This window comes from Chryseobacterium sp. CBo1 (genome assembly GCF_001693475.1).
Taxonomy (GTDB): domain Bacteria; phylum Bacteroidota; class Bacteroidia; order Flavobacteriales; family Weeksellaceae; genus Chryseobacterium; species Chryseobacterium formosense.
Window position 1 is genome coordinate 114,964 of the sequence record NZ_MAUH01000006.1, and the last position, 24,501, is coordinate 139,464.

Sequence of the window (24,501 nt, forward strand, 5' to 3'; positions counted from 1 at the left end):
TTCTAATTTATGCTTTTAAATTTAATTGTAATTCCAGTTCATCGAGCTGTTCATTCGCAATCGCTGCAGGAGCATCAATCATCACATCACGTCCTGAATTATTCTTAGGGAATGCGATATAATCTCTGATCACCTCGTTTCCGTCCAAAATTGCCACCAAACGGTCAAATCCGAAAGCCAGACCACCGTGAGGCGGAGCTCCGTATTTGAAGGCGTTCATTAAGAATCCGAACTGAGCTTCTGCTTCTTCTTTTGAAAATCCTAATAAATCAAACATTCTTGATTGTAAATCTTTATCAAAAATTCTGATAGAACCTCCACCGATTTCATTTCCGTTAAGAACCATATCGTAAGCGTTGGCTCTTGCTTTCCCCGGATCAGTTTCCAATAAATGAATATCTTCTGGTTTTGGAGAGGTGAAAGGGTGGTGCATTGCATGGTAACGTCCGCTTTCTTCGTCAAATTCCAATAATGGGAAATCTACAACCCAAAGTGGTGCGAAAACGTCGCCTTTTCTTAATCCCAAACGGTTTCCAAGCTCCATTCTCAACGCAGAAAGCTGAGTTCTTACTTTGTGCTCGTTTCCTGAAAGAATCAACATTAAATCGCCTTCTTTCGCTCCGAACTTTTCGATGATTTTTGCTAAATCTTCTTCATTGTAGAATTTGTTCACAGAAGAGGTTTTTACACCATCATTCTGGAATTTAGCCCAAACCATTCCTGAAGCTCCGATTTGCGGTCTTTTAACCCAATCAACAAGTTCATCGATTTGTTTTCTTGTGTAATCTGCACATCCTTCAACATTGATTCCGACCACCAATTCTGCGTCATCAAATATTTTGAAATCTTTTCCTTTTACTAAATCGTTCAACTCTACGAATTCCATTCCGAAACGGATATCCGGTTTATCGTTTCCGTATTTCTGCATCGCATCGGCGAACGTCATTCTTGGGAATGCTCCGAATTCCTGACCTGTAATGTCTTTGATCAACGTTTTCGTCATTCCTTCAAATACATTCATTACGTCTTCCTGCTCTACAAATGCCATTTCGCAGTCGATTTGTGTAAATTCAGGCTGTCTGTCTGCTCTTAAATCTTCATCACGGAAACATTTTACGATTTGGAAATATTTATCCATTCCACCTACCATTAACAATTGCTTGAAAGTTTGTGGAGATTGTGGCAATGCGTAAAACTGTCCCGGATTCATTCTGCTTGGAACAACGAAGTCTCTTGCTCCTTCCGGAGTAGATTTGATTAAAACCGGGGTTTCAACCTCGATAAATCCTTCGTCTGAAAGATAATTTCTTACCTTTTGCGCCATTTTGTGACGGAAGATCAGTTTATCTCTTACCGGAGCTCTTCTAATGTCCAGGTAACGGTATTTCATTCTTAATTCTTCACCACCATCCGTTTCGTCTTCAATCGTGAAAGGCGGAAGCTGAGATTCATTAAGAACTTCTAATTTTTCAACTAAAATTTCAATTTCTCCTGTTGGAATATTGGGGTTTTTGCTTATTCTTTCGATTACTTTTCCTGTAACCTGAATTACAAATTCACGTCCCAGTTTTTTTGCATTTTCCATCAGTTCCGCTGTAGAACGGTCCTGATCAAAAACCAACTGAGTAATGCCGTAACGATCTCGAAGATCTATCCAAATCATAAATCCTTTATCACGAATGGTTTGTACCCATCCTGAAAGTGTAACTTCTTCATTAAGATTTTTTAGAGATAATTCTCCGTTTGTGTGCGATCGAAACATTATTATTTAAAGTTTAAAGTTTATGGTTCAAGGTTTTGAACCTTTGATAATTTCCGTTTGCAAAGATAAGATTTTTGAAGGTTTTAGAAACAAAAAAACTCCCCGAAGGAAGTTTTAAATATTATTTACAGAATTTTTTACAGAATTGCAGCTGTTGCAGTCTGTTTATTTTCTGTAGCGTAATCTTTTGCTGTTTTTCCGTTAAGATCTTTTGCATTTTTATTGGCTCCTTTTTTTAGAAGTAATTTTGCTGCTTCAGTTTCTCCGTATGTTGCTGCAACCATTAAAGGGGTTAATCCTTTACAAGCTTTATTAACATCAGAATTATTTGCAAGTAAAAAGTTTGTAATGTTCTTTCTGTTATGTCTGATACTGTACGACAACATTGTGTATGAACGTTCCTTTATATCAATGCATTTGTCATACTCAGCTTTTGTAAATGCACTTTTGAAAGTCTCAATATTATCTGTTTGTATGGCTTGACGCTGAACTTTTGTTGCCTGCTGTGCATAGATTGAATTTGTTAAAGCAACAAATCCAATTAATAAAGTTGTGGTAATTATTTTTTTCATAAATATCAATTTTATCTAAATAATACACAAAGCTAAATAAATTTTTTGATTCATGTTGTTAATTATTAATCGATTTCGTTCGTTTTTCTAAAATGATAATTCATGTAGAATTTTATTAATCTTTTATATACTCTAAAAGATCTCCCGGTTGACAATCGAGAATTTTACAGATGGCTTCCAATGTTGAAAGTTTCAATGCTTTTGCTTTTCCGGTTTTTAAAATAGAAAGGTTTGCCTGTGTAATTCCTATTTTCTCTGCAAGTTCCTGAGACTGCATTTTTCTTTTCGCCAACATGACGTCTACGTTAATGATGATTGGCATATTTTAATTTTTTTAGATTGTTTTCAGATTGTAATTTATTCCAATTTTTTAAAAGTAGGATTGCAAAGTAAGACAATCCCAAAAGGATAAAACATACTGTAGAAATGGTGTAGTTTAGAATTATATCTAAAAGATACATCCAGATTAAAATGATTGGCATATTTTATATTGTTAAATCATTTTCAGATTGTAATTGGTAACCTTTTTTGAAAAACGCAGAAGTAAAATACATTGTAATTCCTAAAAAGAAGAAAATTAAGCAAGTAATAATTATAGAGCCATCTAAACTGGCATTAAAAAGATACACCCAAATGAAAAAATAGAGCGGGGCGTACAGAATATTAATAATAGAAAATATTTTCAGCTGCTGTATTATTTTTTCAGTGAAAAGATTATGGTTGTTTAGATGATTAAAGATTTTATACAAAAACAAAAAAAATAGACAGAAGAATATATTCTGAAAAGAATGAAACATTACCGTTTGCTTGGTGAAAAACCCCATCATCATTTGCTGATTTGAAAACGGATATTTGAAGATAAAGTAAACATCAAACGGAGGCGGATGATTTCCTCTTGATTTTCCAATCTCAATGACTTCAGGTAATAAGTGTTCAGAGTTGGTATAGTTGTAATAGCTTACTCCAAATAAAAAAGTCATATAAATTGTGTGGAGTAACAAAAAGATAAACAGTAGTAGGAATAAATAAGATAATCCTGTAGAAATAGATTTTGGTCCGAGTAATTTCATGTGCTAAATATTTTATTATTGCAAATATATAATTAATTATTGTTTTACGATAATTAATTATCAAAATTTTAATTAACAATTAAAATTGAAAAACTTTCCATATGTCAAGCTGCGTTCATTTCTGAATTGATATTTTTGCTCAAAACAAACTCATCATGTCTAAATACATCACTTTCCTGAAAAAAGCATTAAGCGGCGAAGAAGTCGACTACACCAAAGCATCTATAAGAAGTGCGGTTCTTCTTTTGGCAATTCCGATGATGCTCGAAATGGCTATGGAATCTGTATTTGCATTAGTAGATCTGTATTTTGTGGGACACTTGAAAGAAAGCGGTTACGCCATTCAGACAGTTGGTCTCACAGAATCTGTACTTTCCGTCATGTATTCTATTGCGATCGGAATGAGTATGGCGGCAACAGCAATGGTTGCAAGACGAATTGGTGAGAAAAATCCTGAGCAGGCTTCAAGAAGTGCCGCACAGGTTTTGCTGGTTTCATTTTTGGTAACCTTAGTTTTAAGTTTGTTTGGAGTAATTTATGCTGAAGAAATTTTAATTCTGATGGGTTCAAAACCAGAAGCTGCAGCTTATGGAAAAGATTTTACAAGAATTATGATGGGAAGCAGCGTCATTATCATGCTGTTATTTTTAATTAATGGGATTTTCCGTGGAGCAGGAAATGCGGCGATTGCAATGAAATCTTTGTGGATTGCCAATATTGCCAATATTATTTTGTGCCCTGTTTTGATTAAAGGTTTCGGACCTGTTCCTGCAATGGGGTTAACGGGAGCTGCTTTGGCAACGATGATCGGAAGAAGTATTGGTGTTATTTACCAATTGTATCATCTTTTAATTGCCGATACTCAGATCAGAATTCACCTTAACTATTTTAAGCCAAAATTTGATGTTATAAAATCTGTCGTAAAAATTGCCACACCCGGAATTTTTCAGTTTGTCATTGCTTCCTGTAGTTGGATTTTCTTAGCCAATTTGGTTGCAACAACCGGTGGTGAAAATGCTTCTGCGGGTTATCAGACCGCTTTACGACTAATGATGTTCTTCATGCTTCCGGCTTGGGGACTGAGCAATGCGGCTTCAACTTTGGTTGGTCAGAATATGGGAGCCAGCGAAATGCAGAGAGCCGAAGAATCGGTTATGAAAACCGTAAAATATAACGTGATTTTCATGTTGACGGTAAGTCTGGTATTTTTTCTTTTAGGTGATTTTTTGGTTGGATTTTTCACTCAGGAGCCTGAAATTGTAAATTTTGCTAAAAATGCTTTACACATTATGAGTATTGGCTTTATTTTCTACGGGATAGGAATGGTAATGATTAATGCATTCAACGGAGCCGGAGATACCTGGACACCAACCTGGGTGAATCTTTTCGGATTTTGGCTGTTTCAGATTCCATTAGCTTACTTTCTTGCAAAATATCTGGAGATGGGACCAAAAGGTGTTTTTATTTCAATTCCTGCTGCAGAAACTTTAATAACGATCGTTGCTTTTATCTTGTTTAAAAGAGGAAAATGGAAAACGGTAAAAGTGTAGGGAGGATAGGTGCTTGAAGCCGGATGAAGGAAGTTCATTATTGGAATGCAAATTTTTAGGGTTAAAAAACTTCCATCTTCCATCATCCATCTTTCAGCAAAAAAACATTATAAAAATTTTAACAGCCTAAATCTTTGATTTTTAAACTCAGTTTTATAAATTCGTATATCAACCAAAATTTATTGCTATGGGAAAAGGAGACAAAAAATCAAGAAGAGGTAAAATCAACAATGGTAGTTACGGAAAAAGAAGACCGAGAAAAGATGCTAAATCAGTTGTAGCCTCTGAAGAAAAATCTAAAAAGTAAAAGGAATAAAAAAGACCAGAGAAATTCTCTCTGGTCTTTTTTTATCATTTCAAAAGGTTTATTTTCCCCCAAAAAGTCCGCCAAGAAGGTCTCCAATGCCGCCTCCGCCTTGCTGCTTTTGTTGGCCTCCTCCCAAAACACTTCCTAAGATGTCATTCAGAGGATTTCCTGAAGATTGCGATTGTCCGCCACCTAAAACGCTTCCAAGAATATCATTTAAAGGATTTGATTGTTGTTGCTGAGCCTGATTTTGAGCTCCACCCAAAATTCCCCCTAAAAGATCTCCAAGACCTCCGGCTCCAACATTATTCTGTTGTTTTTCTTTACCGATATATCCCATAATCACAGGAGCAAGCATCGCCAAGATCGGACCTATTTTATCAATAGAAATTCCTGTGTTTTGCGACAATTGGTTTTCAACAGTATTTTTTTCGCTTCCGAAAATGTGAGAAAGAATAGAACCCCCTTCATTTTGTCTGGATTCGAGTTGCGAAGTGTCATTCAGAATACTTCCGTCATGATCTTTGTCTAAGGCGTTGTTTAAAGCTTCAGCTTCTTTTGCATCCTGAGATTTGTTTCGTAAATAAGAAATAACAAGTGGTGTAGCGACTGCTAAGAGCGCAATAATCTGATTTTTGCTGATTCCGAATTTGTTTTCAGCCTGTTCTGCAACCTGGTTTCCTGTATTACCAGTAAGTAAATCAATTAAACTCATTTTGTGTTTATATTTTTATTTGTTAATCAACTCAAAGTTATCAAAAAATATGAAATACAGTCATTTATTCACAATTAAAATTTAATCAAACATCAAAAAATTAGGCTTAATTCTTTAAAATAGGAACATTGGAACAAGCTTCACCAAACATTAAAGATTTTACAACCGGACTCAGTTTTTCTACCAATTCTACATATGCGTTCTCCGGAATAGATTTGTCTGAACATCCTTTTACCAAAACTCTTTTGCCGTTCATTTCAGAGAAGTCATAATCTCTTACGGCTTCATGCATCAGGATCATTTCAAGGTTTTCAGCGCTTCCGTAAACAATTTTTTTAGCAGTATCAGTCAGTTTTGCCGTAATCAGGAAATAAGCCCAAAGCGGAACAATCGCATCTGCCGAATTGTAAACATAAATATAAGCGTCTTTGTATTCTTCTAAGTTGATTGCTGCTACTTTCTCACGAAAATCTTTTTCTTTTAAAACCATCTCCATAAAAAGAAAATCTTTCAGATCAATTCCTTTTCTTTCTCCTTTTGGGAGCAATGTAGACAAATCGAAGTTGATCAATCCGCTTGCTGCCACTTTATTTTTTATTTCAAATTCTTCTGACATTTTTATCATTATCTTTGAAGCAAATTTACTCAATTATAATTTGAATTTTGATGTTTGAAACTGTCAGTTCAATAGATAAAATCATTCATCGTACATCAATTATTATTTATGAAATATTACATCATTGCAGGAGAAGCTTCCGGAGATTTGCACGGAAGCAATTTAATGAAAGCTTTAAAGGAAAAAGATTCCAACGCAGAATTCAGATTTTGGGGCGGAGATCTTATGCAGAAACAAGGCGGAACTTTGGTAAAACATTATCGTAATCTTGCTTTTATGGGATTTCTTGAAGTAGCGATGAACCTGAGAACAATTTTAAACAATATTAAATTCTGCAAGGAAGACATTAAAAATAATAAACCTGATGTTCTTATTTTGGTAGATTATCCCGGATTCAATCTTAGAATCGCAAAATTTGCCAAAGAATTAGGAATAAAAGTTGTTTACTATATTTCACCACAACTTTGGGCGTGGAAGGAAGGTCGTGTAGAAATCATCAAAAAATATGTCGATGAAATGATGGTAATCCTACCTTTCGAGAAAGATTTTTATCATAAACATGGAGTAAAATCTCATTTTGTGGGACATCCTTTGCTGGATGCCATTTCTTCACTTCAGGAAATCAATATTGAGAATTTTAAATCTGAAAATGGTTTAAACGAAAAAGAAATTATTGCACTTTTACCGGGTTCCAGAAAACAGGAAGTCGAAAAAATGTTGGAAATCATGCTTTCTGTTCGTCCGTATTTTGAAAATTACCAGTTTGTGATTGCAGGTGCGCCAAGCTTAGATAAAGAGTTTTACCAAAAATATGTGGATGAAAATGTGCATTTTGTTTCTAATAAAACATACGATTTGTTGAGGTGTTCGAAAGCCGCTTTGGTCACTTCGGGAACGGCAACTTTAGAAACTGCTTTGCTGAATATTCCTGAAGTAGTTTGCTATCGCGGAAGTAAAATTTCTTATGCTATTGCCAAAAGACTGGTTAAAAATATCAAATATATTTCTCTGGTCAATTTGATTATGGATAGGGAAGTGGTGAAAGAATTGATTCAGAACGAACTCAATACTCAAAACCTTGTTAAAGAACTGAATCTCGTTGTTGAAGGCGAAAAAAGAAGCAAAATGCTTCAAGATTTTAAGTTACTTAGAGAGAAATTAGGCGGGGAAGGAGCGAGCGAAAATGCTGCGAATGTTATTTTGAAAAATTAAAAGCATAAATAAACTAAAAAAAATATTAAACCATGAAACATAATTATTTATTTATTATTCTTTTGAGTTTGATTTGTAAGTCACAAACGAATTTAATTTTTCAACAAAATAAGTTAGGAAATGCAGCAATGAATACTACTGCAATATCAGACGGTCAATTTGTAGCTATTGCAGATGATTTTACTTTAAACCAAACCAGTAATGTAACTAAAATTTCTATTCAAGGAACACAGATTTCAAATAATTTGCAATCTCGTTCGACAGGTCTAATGATTTATATTTATAATGATGATAATGGTAAACCAAATGGAAATCCATCTGATTTATCTGTTATGCCAGTTGCTAAGATAGATATATCTAATACTTCTCCAGCATATCATTTAGTGCAAACAAGTTTTCAAAATTATACATATTCAGTTGATGTTAATCAAATTATAAGTAATCTAATTTTGCAAGCGGGTGTTAAATATTGGTTGGTTTTTATACCAAAAAATAATTTGCAAACTTTATCAGTTAATAATTTACAAGATACGTTTTTTTGGTGGACAGGTATTCACAGCGGTAGCTATGCAATGTCTATTAGTCCAACAAACTTATATGGCTCAGGTAATGGTGTTATAACATGGTTTGATGCTACATATGATGGCGTCACTTTCACAATTGAAGGTACAAATAATCTAGGAATTAATGAAGAAATATTTGATTCATCAGGAATAACTATCAGTCCTAATCCTGCAATCGATAAAGTCAAGATTTTAACTGAACATAAAATAAAAAAAATTCTTCTGTATGATAAATTAGGAAGAACTATCAAATCTAATGTAATTAATAATATACTTGATGTATCACATTTACAAACAGGGCATTATTTCATTCAAATTACTACAGAAAAAGGGCAAACAATAAAGAAAATTGTAAAAAAATAAGCTGAAAACATCGATCTAATATAAATATTCTTTAACTTAGTTTGTTCAAACACAGATGATTTTGAACAGACAGCCTCTTTTGATTCTTGTCATTTCTTTTATTCTTGGAATTTTCTTTCAGGATAAAATTTCTTTTGAACAAAGCTCTGTTACTATAATTCTCGTAATTTCTATCTTAATTTCTGGATTGTTTTTTATAAAAAATCAAATTTTATTTAAAATCAGAAATATTCTTCTCGTGATATTGTTTTTCGGGCTGGGAATATCATTCCATTTTTATAATCAAATTAATTATGAAAAATTTAATTTAAAAACCAATGAAACCATAGTTTTTAAAGTTTCAAAAAAATTAAATTCCAATGAAAAGTATAAAAAATATGAAGTTGTAGCTGGAGTTGAAAACCAAGTGTTTGAAGCGATTGTTAATGTTGAAAAGGGTAAAAAAGAACTTGATTTTAACCATTATTACAAAGCAAAAGCTTATGTTGTTCAACCGAAATCTCCTGAACATGATTTTCAGTTTGATTATTCTAAATATTTGCAGCGAAAAAATATTTTCTATCAATGCTACACCAACGGAGAGATTTCTTCTGCTTTGAGAGCTGATTTAAATTTCTCTGAAAAAATTAGGCAGAAACGTTTAGAAACCTTACAAGAAATTGACAATTCTAAAATATCTTTTCGCAGCCGTGAATTTTTAAAAGGAATTATTCTCGCAGACCGTACTGAAATTGATGCTGAAACGGTTGAGGATTTTAACCGTTCGGGTCTGGTGCATTTTCTGGCAATTTCGGGAACGCACATTGTTGTGATTTTCGGGATGTTTTATTTTCTGATGATGAGGTTTTCTCCGGTTGGTTTTAGAAAATACGCCATCATTATCAGTTTATTTTTTATCTGGATTTTTGCGGTCTTTATCGGATTTGGAAATTCTGTGATGCGCTCCTGCATTATGATTTCGGTGTATTTTATTTATGTTTTGCTTCAAAGAAAACCAGATTTGCTTCATTCGATGGCATTTTCTGCGTTTATTATTTTAATGATTGATACGCAGCAGATTTTCGATGTTGGTTTTCAGTTGAGTTTTCTGGCGGTTTTGGGAATTTATTGGCTGAATCAACCGATCCTGAAATATCTTCCGAGGCAGGATCATTATTTCAAGAAAATAATTTACAATACGATTTCGATTTCCATTGCAGCGCAATTGGCAACTTTGCCCCTGGTTTTGTATTATTTTCATCAGTTTTCTTTGATTTCAATTTTTGCCAATTTCTTTATCGTGCCGTTTTCGGAGTTGATTATTGTTTTTTCTTTTGTGATGACTGCTTTGATCGGTTTTAATGTAGATTTTGAAGGTATCAACGTTATTTATGATTTTGTGATTCAGGTTTTGTTGAAAGTCATTCATTGGTTTGCAGGTTTCGATTCGGTATTTTTTGAAAATATTCCTTTAAACTTAGTTGAGGTTTTTGCTCTGTTCGGGATTGTTTATTTTCTGAAATTTATGCTTGAGAAATTTAATTTTAAAAATGCATCCAATGTTATTTTATCTGTTCTGGTATTTATTCTGATTAAAGTTTCTTTTAATATTATTGAAAATCAAGAAGATGAATTTTTGGTTCATCATTATAAAAAAGATAAAATTATCTCGATCAAGAGTGGAGATCAAGTCATTTTTTGGTTAAATTCTAATGATGAGAGAGATAAGATTCAACAATATATTGTGAATTCTTATGTTTCAAAACGCAGAATTAAAAATGTTACAATTAAAAATTTTCCGGCTTCAGCAAAAACGGTAAAATTCAAAAACAAAATATATTACTTAGATTAATATCAATAATTGAAAGTTTTCGAGTTTTTATTATTGTTTTAATTCTTATTTAGAAACATTACAAACTGCCTAATAGTGAGATTTCTCAGTTTCACGTATTGTTAACATTTCCTAATTTTGTGGAAATTCAAATTTAAGCTTAATATGGCAAGTTTAACAAGTTCTACAATAGGTAGGAAATATGCAATGGCACTTTCGGCAATGTTTCTGCTGATTTTCTTAGTGATGCACATGTCTACCAACATGACATCTGTTTTTAGTGAGGATGTTTTTAATCAGGCTTCTCATTTTATGGGATACAATCCTTTGGTGCAGTATCTTATGCAACCCGTTTTGATGTTTGCGGTAATCTTTCACTTTGTGATGGGTTTTGTTTTAGAAATTAAAAACAACAAAGCACGTCCTGTAAAATATGCGAACAATAATGGTGCAGCAAACTCTTCTTGGATGTCAAGAAACATGATTATTTCAGGAGCGGTAATTCTTGCGTTTCTTGTACTTCACTTCTACGATTTTTATTTTCCGGAAATGAATTACAAATACATTCAGGGAAATACTCCGGATGAAACAAGGTATTTTGCTGAATTACACCACAAATTTCATGATATCTGGAGAGTGGTTCTTTATGTGGTTGCTTTTGTGCTTTTAGGTTTGCACTTGGCTCACGGTTTCCAGTCTTCTTTCCAGTCTGTTGGAGCAAGACATCCGAAATATACACCAGTAATTAAAGCTTTCGGGAACTGGTATTCTATCCTTATTCCACTAGGTTTTATTTTTATTGCAATTTTTCATTACGTAACTCAATAATATCAATATACTAATATGAGTAAATTAGATTCAAAAATTCCAGCAGGTCCGCTTAAGGATAAATGGAAGCATCATAAAGACCATATGAACCTTGTTGCACCAAACAACAGAGATAAGATTGATATTATTGTTGTAGGAACAGGTTTGGCAGGAGGTTCTGCTGCAGCTACTTTGGCTGAGCAGGGTTATAATGTAAAAGCATTCTGCTATCAGGATTCTCCAAGAAGAGCGCACTCTATTGCGGCTCAGGGAGGGATCAACGCAGCTAAAAATTATCAGGGAGATGGTGACTCTACTTACAGATTGTTTTACGATACCATCAAGGGTGGTGACTACAGAGCGAGAGAGGCAAATGTTTACAGATTGGCTGAAGTTTCTGCAAATATTATTGACCAGTGTGTTGCTCAGGGAGTTCCTTTCGGGCGTGAGTACGGAGGTCAGTTAGATAACCGTTCTTTCGGTGGTGTTCAGGTAAAAAGAACTTTCTACGCAAAAGGACAGACAGGTCAGCAGTTATTATTAGGTGCCTATTCTGCAATGAGCCGTCAGATCGGTAAAGGTAGAATTAAAATGTACAACCGTCATGAAATGATGGAACTGGTAATAGTAGACGGAAAAGCAAGAGGAATCATCGCAAGAAATCTGGTAACAGGTGAAATCGAAAGACATTCTGCTCACGCGGTTGTCATTGCTTCAGGAGGTTACGGAAACGTGTATTTCCTTTCTACCAACGCAATGGGTTCAAACGTTTCTGCAGCTTGGAAAATTCACAAAAAAGGAGCGTATTTCGCAAATCCTTGTTATGTACAGATTCACCCGACTTGTATTCCGGTTCACGGAACGCAGCAGTCTAAACTGACTTTGATGTCTGAATCACTTAGAAACTCAGGAAGAATTTGGGTTCCTAAAAAGATTGAAGATTCAGTAGCGATCAGAGAAGGTAAATTGAGACCTGAAAATATTAAAGAAGAAGACAGAGATTATTATTTGGAAAGAAGATACCCTGCATTCGGAAACCTGGTTCCTAGAGACGTTGCGTCCAGAGCGGGTAAAGAAAGATGTGATGCTGGTTTCGGAATCGAAAATAATGATACTAAAGAAGGTGTTTACCTTGATTTCTCTACAGAGATCATGAAAAAAGGTAAAGAAGCCGCTATCGAAAAACATATTCACAATCCTACAGAACAGCAAATCTATGATTTAGGAAAAGCTTGGGTTGAAGAAAAGTATGGTAACTTATTCGTGATGTACGAAAAAATTACGGCGGATGATCCTTACAAAACTCCAATGAAGATTTATCCTGCAGTACATTATACAATGGGTGGTGTTTGGGTTGATTATAACTTACAGTCTACAATCCCAGGATGTTTTGTAATTGGTGAAGCTAATTTCTCGGATCACGGAGCAAACAGATTAGGAGCTTCTGCATTGATGCAAGGTTTGGCAGACGGATATTTTGTACTTCCTTACACGATTGCAGATTATCTTTCTGCAGACATCAGAACGGGAGCGATTCCTACAGATTCTAACGAATTTAATCAGGCTGAAAAAGAAATTAAAGATAAAGTAGACTTCTTCTTAAATAATAAAGGATCTCATTCAGTAGATTATTTCCACAAAAAATTAGGACACATTATGTGGAATAAGGTAGGAATGGGAAGAACTCCTGAAGGTTTAAGAGAGGCTATCACTGAAATCGAACAGGTAAAGAAAGATTTCTGGAGCGATGTGAAGGTTCCTGGAGATGCAGACGGAATGAACACTGAGCTTGAAAAAGCATTCAGAGTGGCAGATTTCATCGAACTTGGTCAATTAATGGCTATCGATGCATTACATAGAAACGAATCTTGTGGTGGACACTTCAGAGAAGATCATGCTACTCCTGAAGGTGAAGCAGAAAGAGATGATGTAAACTTCAAATATGTAGGAGCTTGGGAATATCAAGGTGATGATATCAAAAATGAAGTTCTGCACAAAGAAGATCTTATCTATGAAAACATTGAAGTTAAAGCAAGAAGTTACAAATAATCTCCAACCTATAAATAAATAATTATGAGTGCAAAAAAAGGCCTTCATCTTACCCTGAAAATTTGGAGACAAAAAAATAGCAAAACTAAAGGTCAGTTTGAGACCTACAAAATATCGGATGTTTCTACAGATTCTTCATTCCTGGAGATGCTGGATATTCTTAACGAAAACCTTATCAACGATGGGAAAGAACCAATCGCTTTCGATCACGACTGTCGTGAAGGAATCTGCGGAATGTGTTCTCTTTACATCAACGGTAGAGCACACGGTCCTGATACAGGAATTACTACGTGTCAGCTTCACATGAGAATGTTCAAAGATGGTGAAACGATCGTTATTGAACCTTGGAGAAGTGCGGCGTTCCCTGTTATTAAAGATTTAATGGTAGACAGAAGTGCATTCGACAGAGTAATGGCTGCAGGTGGTTTTATCTCGGTAAACACTTCGGGAAATACGCTTGATGCAAACGCAATTCCGGTTCCTAAAGAAGATGCAGACAAAGCAATGGATGCTGCAGCTTGTATCGGATGTGGAGCTTGTGTGGCTACTTGTAAAAACGGTTCTGCCATGTTATTTGTTGGAGCTAAGGTTTCTCAATACGCTCTTTTACCTCAGGGTAGAGTAGAAGCAAAACGTAGAGTTCTGAACATGGTGAAAGCTATGGACGACGAAGGATTCGGAAACTGTTCGAATACAGGAGCTTGTGAAGTAGAATGTCCTAAAGGAATTTCTCTTGAAAATATCGCAAGAATGAACAGAGAGTACATGGCTGCTTATGCAGACAGAGGATAATCTGTTATAAAAATAAATTACAAAAATCGCCTTCTCACAGGAAGGCGATTTTTTAGTTAAATCTTTCATAAAATAAGTTTAAATATTATATCTGTTGACTTGAAAAACTTATTTTTGCTAAATTATTTAAAAACAAAAATGAAATCGAAGATTCAATCATTCCAAAAAAATAATTATACAATAATGATTAAAAAATATCTTTTGTTGTTTGTCATTGCCATATTTGCAATGTCTTGTTCAAAAAAAGTTGAAGTAAAAGGAAAAATCGCAGGAAGTTCTCCTCTAGAGAGAATCGAGTTTGTAGAAGCTTCAGGCGTAGCAACTCTTCCGCTTGCCAATTTCGGGATCGATAAAGACGGAAACTTTACAGGAACTTTCGAAGCTCCGAAAAACGGAATGTACGTTATGAATTATGCCGGAAAACAAAACTTGATTTTCCTTAAAGGAGGTCAGAAATTAAATATCTCAGGTAATTCAGCGACGTTCCCGAACGAATACGTAGTTACAGGTGATGCTAAAAATGATAATGATTTCTTCCAAGCTTGTCAGAAGTTTTTAATGAGCTACGGACAAGGTCTGAATATTCAGGAATTGGTTGCAGGGGATGAAGCAAAGTATGTAAAAGCAATGCAGAAAATCGAAGCTGACATCAATAAAAACATTGATGAAAATGTGAAGAAATACAATCCTGGTAAAGAGGTAGTTGAGTGGAAGAAAATCGATGCTAAAACAGCAATTCTTAATTTATTGGTAAATTATGAAATGTCGAAGAAAATGGGTGGTAATCCATCTTTCAAATTGGGCAAAGTTTTCACTGACTACGAGAACAAACTTCAGGAGAATAAAGATACAATGGTAAAAACAAGTCCGTTTTACAGACAGTATCTTTTAACGAAAATGAGCCCTGATTTCCAAAAGTTTGCTCAGGCAAAAACTCAGGGAAAAACAGATGTTACCACTTCAGAATTGTTTAACGAGTTTTTAAAAGGTAAAAAAGAAATTTCTCAGACAGAGAAAGATTATTTATTGGCTTTCGTAATGGCTCAGTCAGATATGCATCCGCAAACTCCGGCTGCTGCAACAGACAAAATCAAAAAAATTATCGAGGAAGACATTAAAGATGCTACCATCAAAGCTGACCTGAAAAAAATGCAGTTTGCGATCAACGGGTTTAAAGTTGGAGACGATGCACCAGAAGCCTCATTGGTAAAAGAAGATGGTTCAGCTTACAAATTAAGCGAAAACAAAGGTAAACCTTACATGATTGTATTCTATGCATCTTGGAATCCTAATATTAAAGAAGGTACTGTTCCTGTTCTGAAAGAAGTTGTAAATTTCTACAAATCTAAAATGAACTTTGTATTTGTAAATCTTGATGATACCAAAGAGCAGTTTGGGAAAACAAGCAAAGCAATGTTCAATGGAATTACCGGAACTAATGTTTACGGAGATGGAGGTCTTAATTCTGATATTGCTAAAAAATATGGAATTTATGGATTTAAATTACCAAGCTTTATTATTGTTGATAAAAATGGTAAAATCGCAAGCAGACCTTTCAACAATCTGGGTGATCAGGATTTGGTGACATTATTAGATAAACAAACGGGATTATCTGCGCCAAAAGTTGCACCGCAACCACAATTGCAGCTTGATCCGTCAGCTTTCCAGCAGGCTCCACAGGTAGAAGAAGCCCCTAAAACACAAGAGGCGCCTGCTCCTGCTCCAACTAAATAATCGAGTTAAAAAAGTATAAAAGAAACCTTGTCTTCGGATAAGGTTTTTTTTATTGTATTTTTGCAGACTGAAACCGGACAAGTTTCAATTAGAAAAAATAGAAAAATCAGAATGGGTAGGAAGAATAATAAGAAAAATTTAATTCTTGAAAATATAAAATTAGTTTCTGCAGGAGCAAAAGGTGTTGCTATCGGAAGAACCGAAGAAGGTAAAGCGGTGATGGTTTCCGGAGCAATTCCGGGTGATGTTGTTAACGTACGAGTTAAAAAAGCGAAATCAAAATATTTTGAAGGGGAAGCTGTAGATGTTATCGAAAGATCTCCTTACAGAGTTGAGCCAAAATGTATTCACTTCGGAACTTGTGGTGGCTGTAAATGGCAGAATATGAGCTACGAAAAGCAGCTTGATTTTAAACAGGAAGAAGTTTATAATAATATTAAAAGAATTGGCGGAATTGATGATTTCGTTACTGTTCCTATTCTAGGTTCTGAAGAACAATATTTTTACAGAAACAAAATGGAATTCTCATTCTCGAATGCAAGATGGCTGACTCAGTATGAGATCAGTTCAGAAGAGAATTTCGGAAGCAAAGATGCTCTTGGTTTCCATATTCCAGGGATGTGGAGCAAGATTTTGGATCTTAAAGAATGTTTCCTACAGGAAGATCCTTCCAACGCAATTCGTTTAGCTGTAAAAAAATATGGAGTTGATCATGGTTTAGATTTTTTCGATGTTAAAAATCAAGAGGGTTTTCTGAGAACTTTGATGATGAGACAAAATTCCAAAGGAGAATGGATGGTTTTGTTCCAACTTTACAGAGAAGAAAAAGAAAACAGAGAGAAATTGTTTACTTATTTGCTGGAAAATTTTCCTCAGATCAAAACTTTGGTGTATGCAATTAATCCAAAACAGAATGATTCAATTTATGATTTAAATGTAAATGTGTATTTTGGTGAAGGGTTTTTAATGGAAGAAATGGATGGTTTGAAATTTAAAATCGGCCCGAAATCATTCTTCCAGACCAATTACAAGCAGGCTTTAGAATTATATAGAAAAACACTTGAATTTGCCAATTTAAAAGGTGATGAAGTGGTTTACGATTTATATACAGGAACCGGAACAATTGCTCAGTATGTTGCAAGAAATGCAAAGCAGGTAATCGGAATTGAATCGGTTCAGGAAGCTATCGACGCAGCAATTGAGCACGCCGAATTGAACGGTTTAACGAATACGACATTCTATTGTGGAGATATGAAAGATGTTTTCACAGAAGAATTTTTAGAAAATCATCCAAAAGCGGATGTTTTGATTACTGATCCACCAAGAGACGGAATGCACCAAAAAGTAGTAGAGCAGATTTTAAAATTAGCTCCCGAAAAAGTAGTGTATGTAAGCTGTAATTCTGCAACTCAGGCAAGAGATTTGGCTTTGATGAAAGACCATTACACTTTGGTGAAAATTCTGCCGGTAGATATGTTTCCGCAAACCCACCATGTGGAGAATATTGCGCTCCTTATCAAGAAATAATTACGTAGATTTGAATTGATTTTATTAAAAGTTTAATGAATATGATAAAGAACTGTAAAGCTTTTTTTCTGTTGACTGCTTTGATTTTAGGTCAGCAAACCATTTCCGCTCAGGAAAAAGATTCAGCGGCAGTAAAAAAAGATACCGCTGTCGTAAAAAAAGACGATAAAAAGAAAAGCCCGATCAAACCATTTAAGGATATTATTACCGATAAAGCGGTTTCTGATCAGGGAGTTTTTACGGTTCATAAAGTAGAAGATAAATATTATTTTGAAATTCCGGATTCTATGCTGAAAAAGGAATTTCTTCTCGTGACAAGATTAACGAAAGCTGCTGCAGGAATGCGTTCCGGAACTTCCGGTTATGCAGGAGACCAAATCGGTCAGCAAGTAATTGCTTTTGAAAAAGGTCCGAAAGATAAAATCTTGTTACGTTCAATTTCTCACGTTGATTATGCGAAAGATTCTACGTCTCAGATGTATAACTCGGTAACGAGAAATAATGTGCAGTCTATCATTAAATCTTTTGATGTAAAAGCTTACGGATTGAAGAAAAATTCTTCTGTGATTGAAGTTACGGATGTTTTAAATTCTGATAACGAACTTACTTCTTTTTCGGTTTGGGCTAAAGATTCTTACAGAGTAGGAACTTTTCAGAAAGATATGTCTTTTGTGAATTTCGTTAAATCTTTTCCAAATAATATTGAAATCAATACCACTAAAACTTTCGCAAGAACTTTAGGAAGACCTGCAACTCCGGCTGTTCCGGGAATGCCCGCTCCTAAAATCAGCGGAAATTATACCGTAGAAATCAATTCTTCTTTTGTTCTTCTTCCTGAAAACAAAATGCAGGCAAGATATTTTGATCCAAGAGTTGGTTATTTTACCGTAGGTTATACCGATTTCGATTTGGATCCTCAAGGTGTAAAAAGAGTTTCTTTGGTAAAAAGATGGCGTCTTGAGCCAAAACCTCAGGATGTAGAGAAATACAATAAAGGTGAACTGGTAGAACCTTCCAAACCAATTGTATTCTATATCGATCCTGCAACTCCGAAAAAATGGGTTCCCTATTTAATTCAAGGGGTGAATGATTGGCAAAAAGCTTTTGAAAAAGCAGGATTCAAAAATGCAATTGTTGCAAAAGTTCCGGATCCTAAAATTGATACGGAATGGAGTCTGGAAGATGCAAGATTTTCTGCCATCGTTTATAAACCTTCAGATGTCCCAAATGCTTCAGGACCTTCAATCGCCGATCCGAGAACGGGTGAGATTTTAGAAAGTCACATCAATTGGTATCATAACGTCATGTTGTTGTTGAGAAACTGGTATTTTGTACAGGCTTCTCCAAATGATCCAAGAGCCAGAAAAATGGAATTCGACGAAAAACTGATGGGTGAATTAATCCGTTTTGTTTCTTCGCATGAAGTGGGTCATACATTAGGATTGAGACACAACTATGGTTCAAGTTCAACAGTTCCTGTTGAAAAACTGAGAGATAAAAAATGGCTGGAGAAAAATGGTCACACTCCTTCGATTATGGATTATGCGAGATTTAATTATGTTGCACAACCTGAAGATAATATTGGTGATTCAGGGATTTTCCCGAGAATTGGTGATTATGATAATTGGGCAATCGAGTGGGGATACAAAAGATTTAATCAGTTTAAAACTCCCGATGCAGAAAAAGAATACCTTAATCAGTGGGTCATCAAAAATCTGAAAAACGAAAGGCTTTGGTTCGGTACAGAAACCAATCCTTTAGATCCAAGATCTCAGAGTGAGCAGGTTGGTGACAATGCGATGATTGCAAGTACTTACGGAATCAAAAATCTGAAAAGAATTGTAGATAATCTTGATAGCTGGACGAAAACTCCGAATGAAGATTACAAAAATCTTGAAATGATGTATGATCAGGTGACTACACAGTTCAGAAGATATTTAGGTCACGTTTCAAAATATATTGGCGGACAAATGGAAACTCCGAAAACGGCAGAACAGTCTGGCTCCGTTTATGAAGTAGTTGCCAAGAAAGATCAAAAAGAAGCTTTACAGTTTTTAGATGAAAATATTTTCACGACTCCACAATGGTTGCTAAAAAAAGATATTTTTGAGAAAACAGGAAAAACTCCTGTAAAAACAGTTGAAGAAATTCAGAACGGAGTTTTAGGAAGAATTTTAAGTCAGATGGTTCTTCAGAGTTTGTATGAGTCGGAAGCCGTTAATCAGAATTCATATTCATTGATCGAATATTTTTCAGATTTAAACAATTCAATTATTAAAAAAGACAACGCAGATATTTACGGAAGAAATCTTCAGAGAAATTATGTTGATGCTTTAATTAAATTAATTGATACCAAAAATTCAGATAAGTCTGATGTTTCAGCGATTGTGAGAGGAAATTTGAACACCATTAAAAAAGATCTTGCAGCGAAAACTATTTCCAACGATTTGGTTAATAAATACCATTACGAAGATTTGGTTTTCCGTATTGAGAAAGCTTTAGATCCGAAATAAATTCAGCTATGAAATATTTAAAATTCATATTATTCATATTTACTTTGTCATTGATTTCTTGCGGAAGTGATGACGACATCTGTGAAAGCGGTGAAGGAACCCCAAGAATGAAAATCATGTTTAAAAGAGAAGGGAAAATCGCAGATATAGACTCCATAAGAGTTTATGCAGATCTTGGAACAAGCATTATCGATTTGGGATGGAAGCTAAAGGTTGATTCTGTGTTTGTTCCTTTGCGCGTTGATGATTCTCCTTTTACCGATCTTTATATTAAAACAACAACAGAAGAAGATTCTACGAGAGTAAGAGTAAGCTATACCACTAAATCTATTTACGTTTCTCCAGGATGTGGTGTAAAAAGAAATTATGAAAATGTAAACTCCGTATTATCAACCCCAAATTCCTTAAAAAGTCTTGAGCAGGGACAAAATTTTATAGACAATGAAGAAAAAACTAATTTATTCTTTAATTTTTAGTGTTTTAAGTTTTTGGAATCTTTCTGCACAGGAAAAAGAAGAAACCGAAAAACCAAAATGGAAATATGAACCCAACTTTATAGTAGGCGTAGATGTTCTGAATGCAGGTGTTTCTTTTTTCTCCGACAGGCAATTGTTTCAGGGGTTTATTTCTTCCAAAGTAAAAGATAACCTTCACGGGATAATTGAAGCTGGTTTTGATAAAAATATTTACCAGAACAATGGCTACGATGCGAAAGCAAGTGGCCCTTTTGCAAAGATCGGAGCTTTTTATATGTTGGCAAGAGATCGTGAGAATGATTTTAACGGATTTTATGGAGGAGGAAAAATCGCCGGTTCATTCTATAAACAGGAATATATGGCAATTCCGGTAAGAGGTTTTGGCGGAAACAGTTCGACGGTATCGATGCCTTCATCATCACAGTCATCTTTTTGGCTTGAAGGAACGTTAGGGGGAAGAGTACAGTTGTTTGAATCGAATTTTTACATTGATGTAAGTATGCAGCCGAGATATTTAATGGTAACTTCGAAACAGGACGAAGTTGTACCAATGATCGTCCCGGGCTTTGGAAAAAGCTCCAGCAAATTCAATATGGGCTTTGCATGGAATATTGCCTACAAGTTTTGAAATAAAAAAAGAGCAGGTTTTACTTGCTCTTTTTTGTTTCTATTACTTTCTTGATTTCATCATAAAGATTGTTCAGTTCAACAGGAGGATTTCCTGCATCGAATTCTGAAGATTGATACTCAGTTCCGTTTTTAGTAATAGTAATAAATGAAGCGAAAGCTGCGTCGCTGTATCTTTTCGTCGATGGTGATTCAAGTTTTGAGATTCCTTCTAAATTAATCTTTTCAGCAGCCTCAGAAATTTTTGCCCAGTTATCCTGTGTAATTTCTTCTGTTTTACTATTTCCGTTTAAAGATGTTTCAAGCTTGCCATTTGTTAAGGTGAAGATTCGGTTTGTGCCTCGCGTGAGTTCTGATAAGGAAATTTTTTCAATAACTGTTGATGATTTATCAGTAGATATGTTTTTTGATTTGCAATTCAATAGTATTGCGGATGTTATTAACAAAAATATCGTAATATATTTCATTGTAATTTGTTTTTTAATAATGGGTAAATTTAAAAATTTTGTTATATTCTAAGCAAAGTAATGATTTTTTTTAAATAAAATTAATAGAATATTAATGTAGATGTAATTTATATTATATTTGCCAAAAAATAAATCAATTTTAGTCATGACAAAAAAAATTACTTTCTCAAAAGTTTTTTTTCTGTTTTTATTGGGTGTTTGTTCAATAGTATATGGACAAAAACAAAAACTTAAAAATAAGGAAGAAGGAACTATAGTGTTTGGAAAAGTTTACACTATTGATGAATTAAAAGAGACAAAAGGGGTTATTCGATGCTCATCCAGTGAGTACGAAGCCTTTTTACAAAAGCAGTATCCCGATCGAATGAATGAAGGACAGTTTGAAGCATGGATTAATCCTTTAATTAGAAATGCTTCCGCAAAGTCTCAAAATGGCGATGTTATTACCATACCTGTTGTTGTGCATGTGATTCACTCAGGGGAAAATTATGGTGTTGCACCAAACATTCCAGATGCTCAGGTGGCTTCGCAAATTACTGTTATGAGTCAGGACTTTAGAAAAATGTCTGGAACTAGAGGGTTTAATAATGAAACTGTTGGAGCTGATATTAAAATCCAATTTGCATTAGCAAAGGTAGATCCTAATGGTAATCCTACAAATGGTATTGATAGAGTAAATATGTGTAGAAATTCATGGAGTATGGATGAAGTGGATGCAATTGTAAAACCTCAAACCATTTGGGATCCTACTCAATATATGAATATGTGGAGTGTTAACTTTTCGGATCAAGGACTCTTAGGTTATGCGCAATTTCCTTCGGGATCCAACTTGCCTGGTCTTAACGCAAATGGAGGATTGGCAGAAACTGATGGAGTAGTTGCTGGATACTGGTGTTTTGGAAGCAATGATCACAATGATGGAACATTTTCTCTTCAACAAGGGGTTGACTTAGGTCGTACAATGACGCATGAGGTGGGTCACTTTTTAGGTTTAAGACATTTATGGGGAGATGGTAATTGTTTGACAGATTATTGTGATGACACACCTTTTTCTTCAAGTGCAGGTAATGCGCATTATATATGCAATCCATCACAAGATTCTTGCCCTACAATGCCAGGCTTGGATATGGTACGTAATTATATGAATTATACTTATGATCTTTGTATGAATATTTTCACAAATGATCAAAAGGCAAGAATGACTGCCGTAATGAACAATTCTCCTAGAAGAGCATCTCTTAAAACATCTACAAAAGATGTTGCAATACCATTATTTGCAAATGATGCAGAATTGAAAGCTGAAAAAAATTGTAGTTCTGCTACGGCTTGTGGTGGTACGGCTTCTATTCCATTTTTGTTTAGTGTTTATAATAGAGGGACATCTGTACTTACCTCTGCCGTAATTACATACAGCGTGAACGGAGGTGCGGCACAAACTTATAACTGGACAGGAAATCTTACACAAGATAGATATGCGATAATTTCTATAACTGCTCCTGAAAACTCTACAATTTCTGCGCAGATTACCTCAGTAAATGGTACTTCTGACGCAAGATCTAGCAATAATTATGCGTATGCTGCTTCAGGTAGCTTCACAACTACGCCATCTGCGGCCTCTGCTACGGTTAACTTCACTCTTCAACCGGATTTTTATGGTACAGAAACGACATGGACACTGAAAAATAGCGCAGGAGTTACTGTTAAATCAGGAGGCCCTTACCTAGATGGTATTGCTAACAGCCAAAACCAAATAGTTTCTTTACCTGCTTTAGTTACTGAAACTTGGAACTTAGCACCAGACTGTTATGTATTCACCATTAATGATACAGAAGGTGATGGTATTGAATATTATGGATACTATAATATAAAAGATGCTGCAGGGAACACTTTTATTTCTGAAGGAGCGGTAGATTTTGGGTTTATGCAGTCAAAGACTTTTAAAGTATTATTTTTGGACACGAAGGAAACAAATGTTGCAGGCGCAAATGAAATTCAATTATATCCTAACCCGGCAACCGATGTTTTAAATATTACAAAGGTTTCAGATAAGGCTGCATACCAAATTCATAATGCGGCTGGCCAATTAGTGAAGTCGGGTATTATAAAGAATAATAAGGTAAATGTTTCTGAATTGATAAAAGGCACCTATATTATTACTGTTAAAGAAAACAATGTAAATAAAAGCATTAAGTTTATAAAAAAATAATAATATCAGAATAGATTTGCAATACCCCAGAGTCAGCTCTGGGGTATTTTTTGCATAAATAACTGTATTGTGACTTTTTTATTGAAATGTTAAATATTTCGAATATTTCATATTAAATATATATATTTGTGTGTTAAAAAGTAATTTAATTATATGAAAAAACTCATTACTGCTTTATTTTGTAGTTTACTTGGTGGTTCCGCTATTGCACAGTGGTCACCAATAACTATAAGTAGAAGTAAAGAGATTGTTCCAGGATCAATCTCACAGCATTTTAAATTGGATCTTAACTTATTAAAATCACAATTAAAAGATGCTCAAGAAACCGGACCCGTTGCAAAACCAGTCTATATTTCATTACCTAATATAAAAGGTAAAATGGAGAGATTTGCAGTATATAGCTTCCCTGTAATGGTAAAAGAATTGGCAGATCAATATCAATTGGGTTCGTATGTGGGTGTTAGTGTGGATAATCCAACTAAGTTCCTTAGATTCTCAGTGTCTCCGAATGATTTTAGCTCAATGGTTATCAATAATGGTACTTACGAATTTATTGATGCACAAAATAGTGATAAAACTATTTATGGAGTTTATCATAAATCATCAAAAGACGGAAAAGCTTTTGTTTGTAATACTTGTACGTCTTCAAACTAACTTGGACATTTTGGAATAAATCCTTAAGGAGTATTTAGGGTTATAAATTTATTAATTTCTGTTGAAAATACAACTGTCTTCTTTTTCGGATTGAATCCGATTTTATTTG

Annotated in this window: 22 protein-coding genes; 15 read left to right on the forward strand and 7 right to left on the reverse strand. The window is 34.6% G+C overall.

Annotated elements, in window-relative coordinates; genetic code table 11:
• Nucleotides 1-7 precede the first annotated feature (7 nt).
• The 4 genes from aspS to BA768_RS05855 all read right to left on the reverse strand — a co-directional run bounded on the left by aspS (nucleotide 8) and on the right by BA768_RS05855 (nucleotide 3,404).
• Nucleotides 8-1,762 (reverse strand): aspartate--tRNA ligase, encoded by a 1,755-nt coding sequence (aspS, locus tag BA768_RS05840; RefSeq protein WP_065720053.1) that lies wholly within the window; start codon nucleotides 1,760-1,762, stop codon nucleotides 8-10.
• A gap of 137 nt (nucleotides 1,763-1,899) precedes the next feature.
• Nucleotides 1,900-2,334: an ankyrin repeat domain-containing protein gene (locus BA768_RS05845; protein ID WP_051883016.1), complete on the reverse strand. Its 435-nt coding sequence runs from the start codon at nucleotides 2,332-2,334 to the stop codon at nucleotides 1,900-1,902.
• Nucleotides 2,335-2,449: 115 nt separating this feature from the next.
• On the reverse strand, nucleotides 2,450-2,656 hold the full coding sequence (locus BA768_RS05850; RefSeq protein ID WP_034679077.1) for a helix-turn-helix domain-containing protein: 207 nt from the start codon (nucleotides 2,654-2,656) through the stop codon (nucleotides 2,450-2,452).
• Nucleotides 2,657-2,819: 163 nt separating this feature from the next.
• Nucleotides 2,820-3,404: a DUF2975 domain-containing protein gene (locus BA768_RS05855; protein ID WP_034679080.1), complete on the reverse strand. Its 585-nt coding sequence runs from the start codon at nucleotides 3,402-3,404 to the stop codon at nucleotides 2,820-2,822.
• A 155-nt stretch (nucleotides 3,405-3,559) separates the two neighbouring features.
• Between BA768_RS05855 and BA768_RS05860 the strand changes: the two genes are divergently transcribed.
• Together BA768_RS05860 and BA768_RS05865 are read left to right on the forward strand one after the other, a co-directional pair.
• Entirely contained in the window at nucleotides 3,560-4,954 is a 1,395-nt protein-coding gene (locus BA768_RS05860) for an MATE family efflux transporter (RefSeq protein WP_065720055.1), read from the forward strand.
• 187 nt (nucleotides 4,955-5,141) lie between these two features.
• Nucleotides 5,142-5,261, forward strand: coding sequence for a 30S ribosomal protein THX (locus tag BA768_RS05865; protein ID WP_065720056.1), 120 nt, complete (start codon nucleotides 5,142-5,144; stop codon nucleotides 5,259-5,261).
• A gap of 58 nt (nucleotides 5,262-5,319) precedes the next feature.
• Here BA768_RS05865 and BA768_RS05870 read toward each other — a convergent pair whose 3' ends face one another.
• Nucleotides 5,320-5,976: a DUF937 domain-containing protein gene (locus BA768_RS05870; RefSeq protein WP_034679085.1), complete on the reverse strand. Its 657-nt coding sequence runs from the start codon at nucleotides 5,974-5,976 to the stop codon at nucleotides 5,320-5,322.
• A gap of 106 nt (nucleotides 5,977-6,082) precedes the next feature.
• On the reverse strand, nucleotides 6,083-6,592 hold the full coding sequence (locus BA768_RS05875; RefSeq protein WP_034679086.1) for a DUF2480 family protein: 510 nt from the start codon (nucleotides 6,590-6,592) through the stop codon (nucleotides 6,083-6,085).
• 108 nt (nucleotides 6,593-6,700) lie between these two features.
• Between BA768_RS05875 and lpxB the strand changes: the two genes are divergently transcribed.
• The 11 genes from lpxB (at nucleotide 6,701) to BA768_RS05930 (ending at nucleotide 21,066) form a co-directional block, all read left to right on the forward strand.
• Nucleotides 6,701-7,804, forward strand: coding sequence for a lipid-A-disaccharide synthase (lpxB, locus tag BA768_RS05880; RefSeq protein ID WP_065720057.1), 1,104 nt, complete (start codon nucleotides 6,701-6,703; stop codon nucleotides 7,802-7,804).
• Between the two features lie 32 nt (nucleotides 7,805-7,836).
• Nucleotides 7,837-8,730 carry a T9SS type A sorting domain-containing protein gene (locus BA768_RS05885; protein ID WP_083206591.1) on the forward strand — a complete coding sequence of 298 codons (894 nt, stop codon included), beginning with the start codon at nucleotides 7,837-7,839 and terminating at the stop codon, nucleotides 8,728-8,730.
• 55 nt (nucleotides 8,731-8,785) lie between these two features.
• Nucleotides 8,786-10,561 (forward strand): ComEC/Rec2 family competence protein, encoded by a 1,776-nt coding sequence (locus BA768_RS05890; protein ID WP_065720059.1) that lies wholly within the window; start codon nucleotides 8,786-8,788, stop codon nucleotides 10,559-10,561.
• A 144-nt stretch (nucleotides 10,562-10,705) separates the two neighbouring features.
• Nucleotides 10,706-11,368 carry a succinate dehydrogenase cytochrome b subunit gene (locus BA768_RS05895; RefSeq protein ID WP_034679089.1) on the forward strand — a complete coding sequence of 221 codons (663 nt, stop codon included), beginning with the start codon at nucleotides 10,706-10,708 and terminating at the stop codon, nucleotides 11,366-11,368.
• Between the two features lie 15 nt (nucleotides 11,369-11,383).
• A complete protein-coding gene (locus BA768_RS05900) occupies nucleotides 11,384-13,396 on the forward strand; it encodes a fumarate reductase/succinate dehydrogenase flavoprotein subunit (protein WP_065720060.1) in 2,013 nt (670 codons plus the stop codon).
• Between the two features lie 24 nt (nucleotides 13,397-13,420).
• Nucleotides 13,421-14,188 carry a succinate dehydrogenase/fumarate reductase iron-sulfur subunit gene (locus BA768_RS05905; RefSeq protein ID WP_034679092.1) on the forward strand — a complete coding sequence of 256 codons (768 nt, stop codon included), beginning with the start codon at nucleotides 13,421-13,423 and terminating at the stop codon, nucleotides 14,186-14,188.
• A gap of 183 nt (nucleotides 14,189-14,371) precedes the next feature.
• A complete protein-coding gene (locus BA768_RS05910) occupies nucleotides 14,372-15,922 on the forward strand; it encodes a TlpA family protein disulfide reductase (RefSeq protein ID WP_228388314.1) in 1,551 nt (516 codons plus the stop codon).
• A gap of 111 nt (nucleotides 15,923-16,033) precedes the next feature.
• Nucleotides 16,034-17,449: a 23S rRNA (uracil(1939)-C(5))-methyltransferase RlmD gene (gene rlmD, locus BA768_RS05915; RefSeq protein ID WP_065720071.1), complete on the forward strand. Its 1,416-nt coding sequence runs from the start codon at nucleotides 16,034-16,036 to the stop codon at nucleotides 17,447-17,449.
• A gap of 41 nt (nucleotides 17,450-17,490) precedes the next feature.
• Nucleotides 17,491-19,962: a zinc-dependent metalloprotease gene (locus BA768_RS05920; protein ID WP_065720072.1), complete on the forward strand. Its 2,472-nt coding sequence runs from the start codon at nucleotides 17,491-17,493 to the stop codon at nucleotides 19,960-19,962.
• An 8-nt stretch (nucleotides 19,963-19,970) separates the two neighbouring features.
• A complete protein-coding gene (locus tag BA768_RS05925) occupies nucleotides 19,971-20,438 on the forward strand; it encodes a DUF6452 family protein (protein ID WP_065720061.1) in 468 nt (155 codons plus the stop codon).
• The gene (locus BA768_RS05930) at nucleotides 20,404-21,066 is read left to right on the forward strand and encodes a DUF6048 family protein (protein WP_034679094.1); all 663 of its coding nucleotides are present in this window, start codon (nucleotides 20,404-20,406) and stop codon (nucleotides 21,064-21,066) included. The genes BA768_RS05925 and BA768_RS05930 overlap by 35 nt, the downstream gene beginning before the upstream one ends.
• Nucleotides 21,067-21,085: 19 nt before the next feature.
• Here BA768_RS05930 and BA768_RS05935 read toward each other — a convergent pair whose 3' ends face one another.
• Nucleotides 21,086-21,487 carry a hypothetical protein gene (locus BA768_RS05935; RefSeq protein ID WP_065720062.1) on the reverse strand — a complete coding sequence of 134 codons (402 nt, stop codon included), beginning with the start codon at nucleotides 21,485-21,487 and terminating at the stop codon, nucleotides 21,086-21,088.
• Nucleotides 21,488-21,677: 190 nt separating this feature from the next.
• On the opposite strand from BA768_RS05935, the gene BA768_RS05940 reads away from it, so the two are divergent.
• Nucleotides 21,678-23,738, forward strand: coding sequence for a M43 family zinc metalloprotease (locus tag BA768_RS05940; RefSeq protein ID WP_065720063.1), 2,061 nt, complete (start codon nucleotides 21,678-21,680; stop codon nucleotides 23,736-23,738).
• Between the two features lie 153 nt (nucleotides 23,739-23,891).
• The gene (locus BA768_RS05945; RefSeq protein ID WP_065720064.1) at nucleotides 23,892-24,392 is read left to right on the forward strand and encodes a hypothetical protein; all 501 of its coding nucleotides are present in this window, start codon (nucleotides 23,892-23,894) and stop codon (nucleotides 24,390-24,392) included.
• Nucleotides 24,393-24,501: the final 109 nt, after the last annotated feature.